The sequence below is a fragment of the Nocardia sp. XZ_19_231 genome (assembly GCF_015355705.1).
Taxonomy (GTDB): Bacteria; Actinomycetota; Actinomycetes; order Mycobacteriales; family Mycobacteriaceae; genus Nocardia; species Nocardia salmonicida.
In genome coordinates this window covers 14544-29231 of record NZ_JACUZI010000001.1, presented here as the reverse complement: position 1 = coordinate 29231, position 14688 = coordinate 14544, and the positions used below count along the sequence as shown (strand labels likewise).

The window sequence follows — 14688 nt, the reverse complement described above, 5'->3', positions numbered from 1 at the left end:
GGCGCTCTCGCCCGCTCGGGCACGTTCTCAGAGCTTGCGAAGTCCAACGAGCACCTTCTCGAGGGTGGAAGCGTCCAGCGACATCGCCGCCGACAGCGGTGGGCGCACCGTGATCTTGCCCGCGGCCAGCAGGTCCGACAGAACAACCGTGGTGACACCGACGGGCAGGCGCAGCTCGGCCGCGATCTCCACCACCGCGGTGGGCGCCCGGCAGATGTCGAGGACCGCGACCTGCTCCGAGGACATCCCCGCGGTCGCCGCCGACTCGCTGACCACCAGGGTGACCAGGTCGAAGTCCTCGGTGACGGGAGCTCGGCCGCCGGTCAGGGTATAGAAACGGTCGGGATCGTCGTCACGACCGGCCCTGGTCAATCGATCGCTCCGCGTCTCGGCTGGGCCGCCATATGCTCGCCGAGCTGTTCGACCAGCTCGTGCATCGTGTGCCCGACCAGACCGGCATCGGCGTCCTCGGCGGCGACCACCGCCAAGTGCGCCCCGCGCCCCGCCTCGACCACGAATAGGATGCCGCCGTAGAACTCGGTCATCGACTGGCGAACTCCGCCACGCCCGTCACCGAACTCGACGGAAGCCCCGTGCGACAGGCTTTGGAACCCCGCGGCGATGGCGGCCAACTGATCGGCGCGGTCGACGTCGAGCTCTGGTGTATGGCAGATCTTCAGCCCGTCACCGGACAGGAGCAAGGCGTGCCGGGCACGCGGAGTGCGGGCGAGCAGCTTCTCGAGCAGCCAGCCGAGGTTCGCGGGGGCGGTGGTGGTCATCGGTCCTCCAGTGGGTCGGCAGCCGCAGCGGCATTGCCCGGATCGTGGCTTGCAATGGTGCGGCCCGGCGCGGAACGCTGGAAGGCACCGAGGGCGGTGGGTTCGGCCGGTGATGCCTTGGCGGCGGGCCTGGCGGTGAGGCCTTCGGGATGGACCTGCGCCAGAGTGTCGCCCCTGCGACGTTTCGGCAGCATGGGCGAGGTGGACGGGGCACCGTCGGCCTCGGGTTGCGCGGGTTGGCCGACAGGCTCGCTGAAATCCATGGTGCCGGTGTCGGTTCTGCGCGGGATCGGGCTGTCGAACTGGCTCAGCGTGGCCGGCTCGGCGAAGCGCGGCGGGGCCACCACGTTGCGACTGCGTCGTTCGGCGCGCGCGGTGAGCTCTCGCGGGACGACAACGACGACCGCGGTGCCGCCGATCGCCGACGGCCGATACGAGACGGTGAGTTCGTGTTTGCGCGCGAGGTACCCGACCACGGCGAGTCCGAGCCTGGTCCCCGACAACGAGGCCAGGTCGGCGCCCTTGCCCTTGTGATCACGTCCGGTCACGGCGGCTTCGGCGCGGCGCAGCGCGGAATCGCTCATGATCAGGCCGCTGTCCTCGATCGTGATCACCACGCCCGCAGGCACTTCCGCGGCGTAGACGTGTACCTCGGTGGTGGGCGGAGAGAAGTTGCAGGCATTGTCGAGGAGTTCGGCGAGCGTGTGCATCACGCCTTCGGCGGCATGCCCGGCGACACCGACCTCGGCGATCGCCCGCAGCCGCACGCGCTGATACCCGGCGACGCGACCCATCGCGCCGCGCAGAATCGATTCCATCGCAATAGGTTTCGCCCAGCGGCGGCCGGTGCGCGCACCGGACAGCACCGCGATGCTGTCGGCGAGGCGCCCCGCCTGGGCGGTGCGGTGGTCGATGTGGAGCAGGTCGGTGAGTACCCGGGGGTCGGCGTGGCGGTGTTCCATCTCCCGCAGCTCGGCCAGCATCGAGGTGGTCATCGCCTGGATGCGGCCCGCGGCGCCGGCGAACGCGGCCAGTGCCGCCGAGCCCCGCCGCGAATTCTCCTGGGCTTCCCAGGCGTAGGCGGCGGTGTGCTCGTCGGCCTGGGTCAGCCGTGCGCTCGCCTCGGCCACGGTGGCGGCCAGTTGCTGTTCGGCTCGCTGGGCGGCGGCCAGACTCGCGCGCGCCTGCGCGCGTTGACGCAGTGCGAACCACACCGCAGGACAGCCGATCAGTGCCGCCGCGACAGCGGCGGCGAGCACCGGGATACCGACGGCCTGCGGCGCGAACACCGCGGTCACGGCGGCGATGGCCACCACCGCCACTCCGGCGCCGAGCACCACAGATCCGGCGCTGTCACCGGATTCCTCCGGTGCGGCTACCGTCTGCGCCATCGGCAGTACTTCCACAGTACTCACAGGCCCCCTGCCATCAGTGGTCGATCAAACACGCAGCAAGGCAGCCTGTTTCGAAGTCGGAGTCGAGCATATCGAGCCCCCGCCCTACCTGCCAGTCGACCGACCAGGGTTCACCGGCCGTTGGGGTACGGGTCAGCGTCCGGCCTGGTCACGGCGGGTGGGGCGAGACGGCGATCACGGAGCGAGGGCCGGTGCGATGACCGTCGCCATGGCTCGATAGCCGGAATCATTGGGATGCAGGTGATCACCGCTGTCGAAAGCGTCGGCGAGGCGGGTGTGATCACCGGGCGCGGCCAACGCCTGTTCGAGATCGACAACCTTGTCGAACGCGCCCGATACCCGCATCCAAGTGTTCACCTCGGTGCGTAGTCGCTCCTTCTCTGGCGAGAAGTACGTCGAACCGGCGAACGGCGGGATGGTCGCGCCGACGATGTGCACGCCGCTCGCCCGCGCCTGATCGATCAATTCGCGATATCCGGCGATGAGCTGATCGCTCGAAATCTTCGGGTAGACCGCCCCGTCCGGGCCCGCGCTCCCCGACAGGCCGATGTCGTTGATCCCGATCAGGACGACGGCGGTGCCGACGCCCGGTTGTTCGAGGACATCGCGACGGAACCGAGCCAGGGCGCTGTCGCCGAGCACGGTCGAGTCGGTGAGCAGCCTGTTGCCGCTGATTCCGGCATTGACCACCGGGCCGTGGTGGCCCGCCGCCGCGAGTTGGTCGGGGTAGCGCTGGTCGGCGTCGAGGGTGGAGCGGTAGCCGTCGGTGAGCGAATCGCCGAAGGCCACGGTGACATCGCCCGCGCTCGGTCGCAGAGTGTCGACGCCTGCCAGGTAGTACCAGGACTGGGAGGTATCGGTGAAGGGCGCAGCCGACGGATCGGCGCTGTGATCGCCGTGTGCCCGGTAGCTGGTGGCAAGCGCCTGCCCGTGCTGGGTCGCGGGGCCGGTGGGTTGGGCGAAGTAGAGGGTGACCGCCATCGATACCCCCGCCGTGTCTACCGCGTCGCTGACCATTTCGTGCCCTGGGGCGATCACAAAGGTGGACTGTCCGCCAACGGTCAACGCCCGCACCGACTCCGGGACGACAGCGGCGCCACCCGCGCTTCGGGCAACCGTCGCCGACGAGACGGGCAGGGGGTACTGCCCGTAGCGATTCGACAGCCGAATTCTGACTTGCGGGCCCTCCTGCGACAGGCGAATCACCTGTCGCACAGTCTGATCAGCGAAACCCATGGCGGACCAGTTCTGGTAGATCGGGTACTGAACAGAGGTAGCCCAGGCACTCGACCATGAGGTTTCGGTGTCGCGAGCACCGAACGCCACCAGCGCCAGCGCGGCTACGGCAGCGACAGGCGCGGCGATCCAACGCAGGCGCACCGTCATCGGAGTGACCGAATCATCGTCGCGGCCTCGACCGAGGCTTGTGGAGACTTCATCACTGCACTGGTTCCGTCTCGTCAGGGAGTAGGAAGGCATCTAGATTCTGGAAGACGGTGCGCATACTCCCGCGCGAGCCACCGCCGCCGGGCGCGGCGACGCGACTCAGGACGATCCCGTGGTCAGTCGAGCACCGCCGTCGCCTCGACCTCGACGAGCAGATCCGGCTCACCGAGCGCGGCCACCCCGATCAACGTGATCGGCTTGACCGGATCGACCCCCAATTTCGCCGCCGCCCGTGCGACACCTTCACCGAGCAGCGGGTACTTGTCCGCACTCCAGTCGACGACATAGATGGTGAGCTTCGCGACATCGTCGAACGAGCCACCGATCGCCGCGAGCGCAGTGCCGATATTGAGGTACGCCTGCTCGACCTGCGCGGCGAAATCACCCGCGCCGACCGGATTTCCAGCACCGTCGCGCGCGACCTGCCCGGCCAGGAAGACCAGCCGCGACCCGGTCGCGATCGAGAGTTGCCGATACACCTCCGGCTTGGGCAGTCCATCCGGATTCACCAGTTCCACAGCCACGATCTCTCCCATCGTCCGAGGGTTCCGACCAATAACATAACAGTGATATATAATCTTGCGCTATGGCCAGGACCAAGAATCCCGCGGTGCGGTCGATGTTGATCGAACGAGCGGCGCACATGGTGGGCGCTCGCGAACCCGTCACATTGCGTGGTCTCGTCGCGGGCACCGAGGTATCCACCATGGCGGTCTACACCTACTTCGACGGCATGGACGGCCTGTGGCGCGCGGTCCGCCAGGAAGGTTTCACCCGCCTCGCCACCCGCCTGACCGCGGTGCCGACCACCGACGACCCGGTCAGCGACCTGGCGGCACTCGGTAGCGCGTATCTGTCCAATGCCATGGCCTACCCGGACCTCTACCGGCTGATGTTCGACGCGGGCTTCGACCTCGAAGATGCCGAGGCCGCCGACGCCACCCTGCACCGCCTCGTCACCGCGGTGGAATCGGCCCGATCCACCGGCCGGTTCCACGCCGACACCGACCCACTCGACCTGGCCACCCAGAGTTGGACCATCGGCCACGGACTGGCGGGCCTCGTCGCCACCGGCCCGCTCCCGCCGCCGACACTCGCCTACGGAATCCCTATGCTCACAGCACTTTTCGTCGCAGCGGGCGATGAACCGCAGCGATGCGCGCGGTCGGTGACGTCGGGGTGGCGGGTCAGTTGAGCGACAGTCCGTCGAACGGCGACGGCCCGATGAACAGAGGAGTTCATCGGGCCGTTCACCGAGCGGGTGAGCCAGAGGACGGTGCAGGCGGAGCCGGTTGCGCTAATTGATCTCGGCCACAGCGATTTTCGTTGCTTCGGCTACAAGTTCATTAGACGGTTCAGCGTTCTGGTCGGGCTTGGTGGTGAGGACGGCCAGCACGAGCGGCGCACGGCCGGGCGGCCAGGCGATGGCTACGTCGAGGGCGGAGCCGTAGGCGGGGCTGCCGGTTTTGTCGCCGACTTTCCAGTCGGTGGGCAGGCCCGCTTTGATGCGTTTGGCGCCGGTGGCGCTGGCGAGCAACCAGTCGGTGAGCTGGGCGCGTTCGGGGTCGGCGAGGGTTGTGCCCAGGACGAGGGCGCGGTAGTCGGCGGCCAGGGCCGCGGCGGTCGTGGTGTCACGTTCGTCGCCGGGGACGGCGGTGTTGAGCTCGGGCTCCCAGCGATCGAGGCGGGAGACATCGTCGCCGAGCGTGCGCAAGAAGGCGGTGAAACCCGCTGGGCCGCCCAGCAATCGGAGAACGAGGTTGCCCGCGGTGTTGTCGGAGACGGTGATCGCGGCATGGCAGATCGCGGAAACGGTCATGCCGGTGTCGACGTGCTTCTCCGTCTCGGCGGAGTTCACCACGATGTCGGCTGCCGTGTAGTGGATGACCTGGTCGAAGTATCCGGTGGACAGCGGATGTGCTTGCAGCAGAGCGCCACACGCCAAACCCTTGAAGGTCGAGGCCATCGGGAAGCGTTCACCCTCACGGTAGTTCACCGTCGCGCCGGTGCCGGTGTCGATTACCGACAGGCCGAGTCGCGCACCGTATTTCGCCTCCAGGTCGGCGAAGGTAGCAGCGGCTGGCGCGGTCGACGACGCGAGCCCGGGTGTCGACGGCGGCGCCTGTTCTCCGTCCTTGCTCGAACAGGCCGTCAATGTCACGGCCGAGATGGCCAGCGTGATGGCGGCGATTCGGGTTCGAAGGCGCGGCGCGCGGTGCGTCAGTGCGGTGGGAGTCACCGGTGCACAACATCATCGTCGGCCATCTCGGGGCCAATATCGGACACCGGCCTGGACAAGTCGCACCCGATATCACCGCAGGTCGCATGCCTCGAGGCCGGGCAGACAGCCGTTCGGTGCCGACCTGTCCTCGCCGATCGACCGAGTGGCGACAAGTCCGCTGGTTCAATGGCCGATATGGATCTGATCCGCCACCTCCGGTTCTTCGTCTCTGTCGCGGACGAAGGCCACTTCGGGCGGGCGGCAGCGGCGCTCGACATGACCCAACCTCCCCTGTCGCAGGGGTTGCGGCGCCTCGAACAGCATCTCGACGTCGAACTCATCCGCCGCACCACCCAGGGCGCGCTGCTCACTACCGCGGGCAGGCACCTGCTGCCGCGGGCCCGGTTGCTCGTCGACGACGCCGACCGGTTGCTCGCCGAATCACAGCGGATCGCTCAGCTCAGCGGAACCGTGCGGTTCGCGGCGACCAGCGCGCTGCCCGACCGGCTGGTCACCGCGTGTGTCACTGGTCTGCGTGCCGCGGGCGGCAGCGTGGCGACGACGCTGGGCACGACCGTCGATCTCGTCGGAGAGGTGCGGGCGGGTGTGTGCGATGTGGCGGTGATCGAACATCCGGCGCTGGTCGACGGTGTCGAGGCCGGACCGGTGGTGAAGTTGCCGCGCTGGTTGGTGGTGCCCCTCGATCACCGCACCACCACCGCCGAGCGGCCGACCTTCCCGATGCTCGCCGGGCTGAACTTCGCGCATCCGCCTCGCGCCGCGAACCCGCCCGCCTTCGACAGCATCATGGATCTGCTGCGGGAACGTGGGCTGGACGCGGCGCCGCTCGCCGCGCCCGACGATCGCGCGGTGCTGGCTGCCGTCGCCGCGGGCACCAGTTTCGGCGTCACCGCCACACCGCCGACACCGACGCCGGGGGTGGCCTGGCTGACGTTGGCGCCGCAGTCGATTGCGGTACGGGTCAGGGTTATCCGCCGGGCCGACGCCGACGCCCATGCCGATGCGTTGGATCGGGTGCTCTACCGGGAGCGGCTGCGATGAGCGTGTTCGACGCGGAAGCGGCGACCACCAGGATTCGCGCCGTGTTCGCCGACGCGGGCTGTGCCGGTTGGTTGCACGCCCGGCGCTGCGACGGCTCCCCCGGCGAGGTCTCTGTCGGCGGGCGCGACCGTGTGGTGATCGCGTCGGTCTACAAACTGCTGCTGCTGGCCGCGTTCTTGCGACAGGTCGATCACGGGCTGATCGACCCCGCCGGGCTACTCACCATCGATCCCGCCGACTGCACTCCTGGCCCCACCGGCCTTGCGGCACTGCATGATCCGGTCACGCTGAGCCGCCGCGATCTGGCGACGTCGATGATGACGGTGTCCGACAATGCCGCCGCCGACGTGCTGCTCGGTGAGGTCGGCCTCGCCGCGGTGGGCGAGCTCCTGCGAGAACTCGACCTGACGGATACCCGCATCGTCGGCGGTACGGCCGACCAGCACCGCAGCCTCGTCCGCGATACCGATACACACAGCACCGCAGAGGCTTTCGCGGCCCTGGCCGACAACGACGAGGCGTGGACCGTCTCCGCCTACGACCCCTCCTATGCCAGCGCCACCACACCCGAAGAGATGACCCGGTTCCTGTGGAAGCTCTGGTCGGGCGACATAGTGTCCACCGCGAGCACCGAATTCGCGCGCACGGTGATGAGCAAGCAGATCTGGCCGCACCGCATCGCCGCCGGATTCCCCCATCGCGGGGTGCTCGTCGCGGGAAAGACCGGCACCATCGGGGTGATCCGCAACGAAGTCGCCGTCATCGAGTTCCCCGGCGAAACACCGGTGGCGGTCGCGGTTTTCACCCGCGCCGCCCGCGCCGACCCGATGCTGCCGGTGGTCGACGCCGCGATCGGCGAGGCGGCACGGATCGCCGTCACCGAACTGCGCCGTCCACGGGGCTAGCATCGTCGTTTGTGGGTGGAGATTCTTCCGGCTTCGGCCGAGTGCGGAAAATCGGGATCGCGGCGGGGGCGCTGGGTGTGGTGCTGGCGGTGGCGACTCCGCTACTGCCGGTTCAGCAGCAGCACGCGAGCCTGGATTGGCCGCAGCCGCAGTCGATGCAGCTCAGCGCGCCGCTCGTGGACTATGTGCCGCTGTCGCTCGATGTGAGCATTCCGTGCACGGCATTGCGCGACATGACCGGCGGGACCGTGCTGTCCACCGTTCCCGCCCAGGCGCCGCGAGCCGGTTCGAAGGGCTTGGTCGCGCGGATCGAGGACCGACCGGGAGCCGGGCGGACGCTGTCCGTGGTGCTTCACGACAAGCTGCTGTTGAGCGCGTCGATCGCGGATATCGCAGGGAGCGATGCGGCGCGGGCGGGCACGCCCGGCTCCGCCGCCGAGGGCCGGACAGGCACGCAACCCCCACCCAACGGGACGAACCAACCCGCGGGGCCTCCCGCCCAGCCGCCGAGCAGCGCTCCACCCCACAGTGCATTGCCCCTCGGCAGTACCCCGCGCAACGGGACACCGCCCCTCGGCAGCACCCCACCGAATGGCGCTCCCGCCGATGGAAGTACTCCCCCGAACGGCGGTCCCCCTGTCGGGAACCCCTCGCCTAGCGGTGACGGGTCACCGCTAGGCGCGCCACCCACGGGGGCACCGGGTAGCGGCCAGCCGCCGGGGCCGCCCACTCCCGGCAGCGCTCCCCCATCGGGCGCGGTTCCGCCGAACGGTGCACCGCCATCGACCACCAACACTCGGATCGGCGGCGCTGCATCCGAGAAAGCGCCGACCGCGCGATGCGGTGCGTTGACGGTGGTATCCACGGCATCGAGCACGACCGCCGAGCTCACCGGTATGACCCGGGTCGACGGGTCGCCGATGAGGACGACCGTCGACGCTGATGTGCGGCCGCAAGTGGTCGGGGTCTTCACCGAATTGGATCGTGGACGGATGGGGGACGCGCGGCTGCATGCCGAGATCGATGCGCGGTTCTCGTCGAGTCCGACTGGCTGGAAGCTGGCCGCGATCATCGGGGCGATGTTGTGCGCGCTGCTCGCATTGATCTGCCTGCACCGCGGCGACACTCGTGACGGCCGCCGTACCCGTCGCATCCTCCCCGCGCGCTGGTGGCGGTTCACCGGTCTCGACGCGGTGGTCGCAGGCACGTTGGTCGTGTGGCATGTGCTCGGCGCCAACAGCTCTGACGACGGCTACATCCTCACGATGGCGCGCGCGTCGAAGGAGGCCGGCTACACCGCCAACTACTACCGGTGGTTCCAGGTCGCCGAGGCACCGTTCGGGTGGCCCTACGAGGTGCTCGCCCAGATGACCCGGGTCAGCGAGATCGGGCTGTGGATGCGACTGCCCGCTTTGCTCGCCGGGTTCGTGTGCTGGCTGGTCCTCAGCCGGGAAGTGTTGCCGCGCCTGGGTTCCGGCGTGAGTTCGAGCCGAGTGGCGCGCTGGACGGCGGCGCTGGTGTTCCTGTCGATCTGGCTGCCCTACAACAACGGACTGCGTCCGGAACCCCTGATCGCCGTCGGCGCCTTGCTCACCTGGTGCTCGATGGAACGATCGATCGCCACCCGCCGCCTGCTGCCCGCCGCGGTCGCGGTGCTGATCGCCGCGTTCTCCCTCGCTGCCGGTCCCACCGGATTAATTTGCGTGGCAGCGCTATTGGCTGGTTCGCGACCGGTGATTCGGACGATCATCGCGCGCGCCACACCGGATTCGGGCGCCAGTCGGGGAGCTGTCTTCCTCCGGTACACCGCGCTCGTGGCCCCGATCCTCGCCGCGGGCACTCTCGTGCTGGTCGTCGTCTTCGCCGACCAAACCCTCTCGACCGTCCTCGAAGCCACCCGCGTCCGTCAGCTCGTCGGCCCCGACATGTCGTGGTTCGAGGAGCGCACCCGCTGGGATTCCCTGCTGTCGGTCAACCCCGACGGCTCCCTGGCCCGTCGCTTCGGCGTCCTCGCCATGCTCCTGTGCCTCACCGTCGGCATCGTCGCGACTCTGCGCCGGGGCCGTATCCCCGCGACCGCCCGTGGCCCGGTCACCCGAATCCTCGCCGTAGTCTTCATGGCCCTGCTGCTGATGATGTTCACCCCTACCAAGTGGACCCATCACTTCGGCGTCTACGCGGGCCTGGCGGCCGCACTCGCCGCGATCACCGCGGTGGCCCTGGTCCGCCTCGGCCGGAACTATCTCCGAACCCTGTTCGCGGCCGCAGTACTGTTCCTGCTCGCCGTGAGCTTCACCGGCTCCAACGGCTGGTGGTACGTCTCCGGCTACGGAGTCCCCTGGCCCGACCGCGCACCCACCCTCAGCGGCATCGAGGTGTCGACGCTCTTCCTCGCCGCAACGGCCGCAACCCTCCTCGCGGCACTGTTCCAGTACTACCGCGCAGGCATCGAGGTCTCGGCCTCGGAGGTAGGACACGATACCGATGACCTCCGAGACCCGAGCGCTGACGACGTCGGCACCGGTGACGACGGAACCGACAACGATGCCGCAGTTCCAGCCGGTTCCGACACGAGTCACGTACTCGAACGCGCCAGCGGCGGACAGCTGAAGTCCGGTGGCTATCGCGGTCGCCGTGGTCGGCCCGATCGCAAGGTCCCGGCTGTCGCGCCGCTGACCGTTGCGGCAGCGGCCATGGTTCTGTTCGAGGTGGGATCGCTTGCTGTGGCAGCTGTTTCGCAGTACCCGGCGTATTCGGTCGGGCTGTCGAATCTGCGTGCGCTGACGGGTGACCACTGCGCGATGGCCGATGACGTTCTCGTCGAGACGAATACCGCGGACTCACTGCTCACCCCGTACAGCGGCACTGTCGCCGACGGGCTGGCCGCCGAGAACACGGGCTTCACCCCGAACGGCGTCGGCAGCCTCGCCCCCGATCCCGGACCCGACCAATCCTCGGCCCCACCGTCGGGTTCGGGACCTGGTCCCGGTGGACCCGGCCCCGGTGGAAGTGGGCCCGGCGGCTCCGGCCCCGGTGGAAGTGGGCCCGGCGGCGCGGCACCAACTGGGGGCGCTGCTCCTGGTGCCACGAACAGCCCCGCAACAGGTGGTTCCGCTGGGGCACCGCCGAGCGGTCCGAACGCGGGACCGCCGGGGGCACCTGGTGCGTCCGGCCCCGCGGTGGCCGGTGTGAACGGGAGCACGGTGGCATTGCCGTTCGGGCTGGCCCCGGAGCGGACGCCGGTTCTCGGTAGTTATTCGACTGGCGAGCCCCAACGGACACAGCTGACCACGCAGTGGTATCGAATGGATCTCGCTGCCGCACAGCAGAACCCGGCGTACCGAGTGCTGATTCTGACAGTGGCCGGACGAATCGAGTCGACCGCGCCCGATGGTTCGCGCATGCCGGGTCAGCGGTTGCGGGTGGAGTTCGCTCGTCGTGACGGTGACGGAACCATCACCGCCGCCCTGGGCGATTCGACCCCGCCATCGGTCGGCGGCGCTCCGGGCTGGCGCAACATCCCGGTCGCTTTGGACCGAATTCCCTTAGGCACCAATGCCATTCGACTAGTCGTCGACGCAGCCGAGCCCGACCCCATGCAGTGGCTCGCGCTCACTCCACCCCGCCTGCCGAAACTGTCGAGCCTGAACACCGTTGTCGGCAGCTCCGACCCGGTACTCGCGGATTGGCATGTGGGACTGGCCTTCCCGTGCCAGCGCCCGTTCGACCACCACAACGGCGTCGCGGAGATGCCGATCTGGCGGATCCAACCCGACAAACTCAACGCACAGGTCTCCGAGACCTGGCAGGGCGATACCGGCGGCGGCCCGCTCGGCTGGACCGGCCTGCTCATGCAGTCGCGCACCATCCCCGCCTACCTGGCCGACGACTGGACCCGCGATTGGGGCGAACTCCAACGCCTCACCCGCACCGTCGCCGCACCACCCGCCGAGATCGGCCGCCGGTCGAGCACCACGTGGGGCTGGTCGAACGAGAGTCCGATCAAAACGAACTGACCGCTACCGCAAGGAGATCCGGCAGATGACAGACGAGAAGAAGCTGTGGGAAATCAGCCTGGGTGTTGTCGCGTCCGAGGCCGATGCGCGCATGATCGCCGAGCAGATCGAACGGCTACTGTGCCCGGACCCGGAACACACGCCACCCTGCCCGATCCCCTGGAGCATCAGCACCGTCGCCGAGGAACACATGACGGCCGACCAGCGGACGCAATATGAGGTCGTGGTGGAGCAGCACCGCATCGAATCCGGCACTGACTGACCGAGCTCCGAAAGAGCGAAACCGCCGCTACCCGAGTGTGGGTAGCGGCGGTTTCGTTTGTGTCAGAAGCTACTTCGGTGGTTCGCCACCAGCGGGCGGACCACCGGCCGGGGGTCCGCCGGCGGGCGGTGCACCACCAGCGGGCGGCGTGGCGCCGGCGGGCAACGGCTTGCCGATATTGCGTGCCATGTCCGGCATCAGGCGGATGGCGACCTGTTCCCAGGTGCCCCAGTTGTGGATGCCGATGTCGGGGAAGTCGTAGCTGACGTTCTCGTAACCCAGTGCGGTCACGCGCTTTTCGAACGAGCGGGTATTCGCCAGCGCGATCGCCTCCAGCGGCATGCCCTGGGTGATCGCGTCGACCGAGGACAGATCCTGGTCGGCGGGCTTGGCGCTGCCCGCGGCGACGTAAAGGCGGGTGTTGTTGGCGATCAGCTTCTCCACGAAGCCGTAGGGGTCCATCCGGCGCCACTTCTCGCCGCCCGCGGGCGCCATCGCCTCGATGTTGTAGCCACCGCTGGCGATCATCGCCCCGCCGAGCGCCTCACGCATGCCGGGCATCGACATGTGCAGGTAGCCCGACAACGAGCCCGCGTAGGTGAACTGCTCCGGGTAGTAGGCCGCCATCAACATCGCCGCGCTACCACCGCTGGACAGGCCGACCACACCGTTGCGGGTCGAGCTGAAGCCGAGCCGGGACTTCATGGCATCCGGCAGGGTCTTGGTGATGAAGGTTTCCCACTGGTAGGTGTTGGTTTTGCCCTGGGTGTCCTCCCAGCCGCCGATCGCGGAACCGGAGTCCGCGCTCGGCAACAGCGACCCGTCGGGGTTGACGCCGAAGAAGTTGCTCGGCTGCTCCCAGTCGGCGTAGAAGCTGGATTGCCCTCCGACCGGCATCACGACATTGATGTTGAACTTCGCGATCTGCGCCGGGATGGTCGTGTGCTTTTCCCAACCGTTCAGGTCGTCCTCGGCGCGTTCGCCGTCGAGCAGGTAGACCACCCGATCGGTGTTGCCGTCGGCCGCGCGGATGATCCTGGTGTTGATCTCCCCCATCGACGTCTCCACCCGGAAGTCGATCGCGGACGGGTCGGCATCGGCGGCCGCGGGCGCGACCGACGCGCCGAACGGCAGCACCGCCACCACGGCGCCTGCCATGACCCGCCGAAAAAGCATATTTACCCCACGCATGATCGGTGTTCTGACCTTCCCGTTGTGCGGCCACGCCGCTTCCCCACTCGACCCGCCGCGGTGCGAAACCTGCGCGCGGGGCCCTGCCGGGCAGCTTAGCGCGCCCCCGATCCCCGGGGAACCTCGAATTGCGCAGTGCGGCAGCCCGCTTCGTACACATGCCCGGAACTGCGGTTTCTCGGCGAAGAGGGCGTCCGGCCGGAGCGCTACCCTGGGAGGTCGATCGTGGCCGCACCCGGCCGCACCCTGCCGAGAACGGACCGCTGTGAAGATCGCCGTACGCCTGATGATGTTGTCGCTGGTCCTCGCCTTGCTGTTCGGGGTGCCCTGGTGGACGTTGGTCTCGTCACCGACCGGTGGCAGCGGGACGCTGTTCTGGATCGGGACGGCCGTCTGTGTGGCCGCGCTCGTGTGCCTGCCGCTCACGATGTTCCTCGGGCACGGGCCCGCGCAGTCCGATCCTGCGGTGATCGTCGGCGACACCCTGCTCGGGGTCCTGTGGGTGGTTTTCTCCTGGTCGGTGATCGGGCTGTTCGTGCGTGGCGCGCTGGCTGTCGGTGGGGTCGACAGTGCGCGCATCGTGGCGGCGGGGGTGCTGGTCACCTCGACGGTGCTGGTCGGCTGGGGTGTGTACGAGGCGCGTCGGGTGCCGCGGGTGCGTACGGTCGATGTCGCGATCCGTGGGCTGGCGCAGGGGCTCGACGGTTTGCGGGTCGTGGTCGTCACCGACACCCACTACGCGGCGCTGAATCGGCGGCGTTGGTCGGAGCGGGTGGTCGAGGTGGTCAACGCCCAGCGGCCCGATATCGCTTGTCACGCCGGCGATCTCGCCGACGGTTCGGTCGCGAAACGCCAGGCTCAGGTCGATCCACTCGGCAAGGTCGAGGCGCCGCTCGGCCGGTTCTACATCACCGGCAATCACGAATACTTCGGCGACGCCCAGGGCTGGATCGACTACATGGCCTCGCTCGGCTGGCAGCCGCTGCACAACCAGCACAGCGTGCTCACCCGCGACGGCGACCGGCTCGTCATCGCGGGCATCGACGACCCGACCGGCAAGAGCCTGCCCGGTCACGGCCCTGATCTGCCTGCCGCGCTCGCCGGCGCCGACCCCGAACTACCGGTGGTGCTGCTGGCCCACCAGCCCAAACAGATCGCCGACAGTGCCGCGGCGGGCGTCGCACTGCAAATCTCGGGCCACACCCACGGTGGGCAGATCTGGCCGTTCCACTATCTCGTCCGGCTCGACCAGCCGGTGGTCGCGGGCCTGAGCAGGCACGCGAACAACACCCAGCTCTACACCAGCCGCGGCACCGGTTTCTGGGGTCCGCAACTTCGGGTGTTCGCACCCAGCGAGATCACGGTGCTGGTGCTGCACCCGCACAGCTGAA

Annotated in this window: 13 protein-coding genes; 6 read left to right on the top strand and 7 right to left on the bottom strand. The window is 68.7% G+C overall.

Annotation, left to right across the window (positions count from 1 at the left end):
• Positions 1 to 27: 27 nt before the first annotated feature.
• The 5 genes from IBJ82_RS00130 to IBJ82_RS00110 all read right to left on the bottom strand — a co-directional run bounded on the left by IBJ82_RS00130 (position 28) and on the right by IBJ82_RS00110 (position 4176).
• Positions 28 to 372, bottom strand: coding sequence for a DUF742 domain-containing protein (locus IBJ82_RS00130; protein WP_194823948.1), 345 nt, complete (start codon positions 370 to 372; stop codon positions 28 to 30).
• Positions 369 to 779 carry a roadblock/LC7 domain-containing protein gene (locus tag IBJ82_RS00125; protein WP_056812459.1) on the bottom strand — a complete coding sequence of 137 codons (411 nt, stop codon included), beginning with the start codon at positions 777 to 779 and terminating at the stop codon, positions 369 to 371. Before IBJ82_RS00125 ends, IBJ82_RS00130 begins: the two co-directional genes overlap by 4 nt.
• The gene (locus IBJ82_RS00120; protein ID WP_370585072.1) at positions 776 to 2194 is read right to left on the bottom strand and encodes a sensor histidine kinase; all 1419 of its coding nucleotides are present in this window, start codon (positions 2192 to 2194) and stop codon (positions 776 to 778) included. The genes IBJ82_RS00125 and IBJ82_RS00120 overlap by 4 nt, the downstream gene beginning before the upstream one ends.
• A 174-nt stretch (positions 2195 to 2368) precedes the next feature.
• Entirely contained in the window at positions 2369 to 3580 is a 1212-nt protein-coding gene (locus IBJ82_RS00115) for an SGNH/GDSL hydrolase family protein (RefSeq protein ID WP_194823947.1), read from the bottom strand.
• Positions 3581 to 3756: 176 nt separating this feature from the next.
• Positions 3757 to 4176 (bottom strand): RidA family protein, encoded by a 420-nt coding sequence (locus IBJ82_RS00110; RefSeq protein ID WP_228536368.1) that lies wholly within the window; start codon positions 4174 to 4176, stop codon positions 3757 to 3759.
• Between the two features lie 50 nt (positions 4177 to 4226).
• Between IBJ82_RS00110 and IBJ82_RS00105 the strand changes: the two genes are divergently transcribed.
• The gene (locus IBJ82_RS00105; RefSeq protein ID WP_194823946.1) at positions 4227 to 4835 is read left to right on the top strand and encodes a TetR/AcrR family transcriptional regulator; all 609 of its coding nucleotides are present in this window, start codon (positions 4227 to 4229) and stop codon (positions 4833 to 4835) included.
• A gap of 102 nt (positions 4836 to 4937) precedes the next feature.
• On the opposite strand, the gene bla is transcribed toward IBJ82_RS00105, so the two are convergent.
• Positions 4938 to 5831 (bottom strand): class A beta-lactamase, encoded by an 894-nt coding sequence (gene bla / locus IBJ82_RS00100; protein ID WP_370585194.1) that lies wholly within the window; start codon positions 5829 to 5831, stop codon positions 4938 to 4940.
• 216 nt (positions 5832 to 6047) lie between these two features.
• Between bla and IBJ82_RS00095 the strand changes: the two genes are divergently transcribed.
• Genes IBJ82_RS00095 through IBJ82_RS00080 form a run of 4 tightly spaced genes read left to right on the top strand, consistent with a single transcriptional unit; the run spans position 6048 to position 12106 of the window.
• Positions 6048 to 6923: a LysR family transcriptional regulator gene (locus tag IBJ82_RS00095; protein ID WP_194823945.1), complete on the top strand. Its 876-nt coding sequence runs from the start codon at positions 6048 to 6050 to the stop codon at positions 6921 to 6923.
• Positions 6920 to 7828 carry a serine hydrolase gene (locus IBJ82_RS00090; protein ID WP_194823944.1) on the top strand — a complete coding sequence of 303 codons (909 nt, stop codon included), beginning with the start codon at positions 6920 to 6922 and terminating at the stop codon, positions 7826 to 7828. The genes IBJ82_RS00095 and IBJ82_RS00090 overlap by 4 nt, the downstream gene beginning before the upstream one ends.
• A gap of 11 nt (positions 7829 to 7839) precedes the next feature.
• Positions 7840 to 11844 (top strand): arabinosyltransferase domain-containing protein, encoded by a 4005-nt coding sequence (locus IBJ82_RS00085; protein WP_194823943.1) that lies wholly within the window; start codon positions 7840 to 7842, stop codon positions 11842 to 11844.
• A 25-nt stretch (positions 11845 to 11869) separates the two neighbouring features.
• Positions 11870 to 12106, top strand: a complete 237-nt coding sequence (locus IBJ82_RS00080) for a hypothetical protein (protein ID WP_194823942.1) — start codon at positions 11870 to 11872, stop codon at positions 12104 to 12106.
• 69 nt (positions 12107 to 12175) lie between these two features.
• Here IBJ82_RS00080 and IBJ82_RS00075 read toward each other — a convergent pair whose 3' ends face one another.
• A complete protein-coding gene (locus tag IBJ82_RS00075) occupies positions 12176 to 13264 on the bottom strand; it encodes an alpha/beta hydrolase family protein (protein ID WP_194823941.1) in 1089 nt (362 codons plus the stop codon).
• Between the two features lie 298 nt (positions 13265 to 13562).
• Between IBJ82_RS00075 and IBJ82_RS00070 the strand changes: the two genes are divergently transcribed.
• The gene (locus tag IBJ82_RS00070) at positions 13563 to 14687 is read left to right on the top strand and encodes a metallophosphoesterase (RefSeq protein WP_370585071.1); all 1125 of its coding nucleotides are present in this window, start codon (positions 13563 to 13565) and stop codon (positions 14685 to 14687) included.
• Position 14688 lies beyond the last annotated feature (1 nt).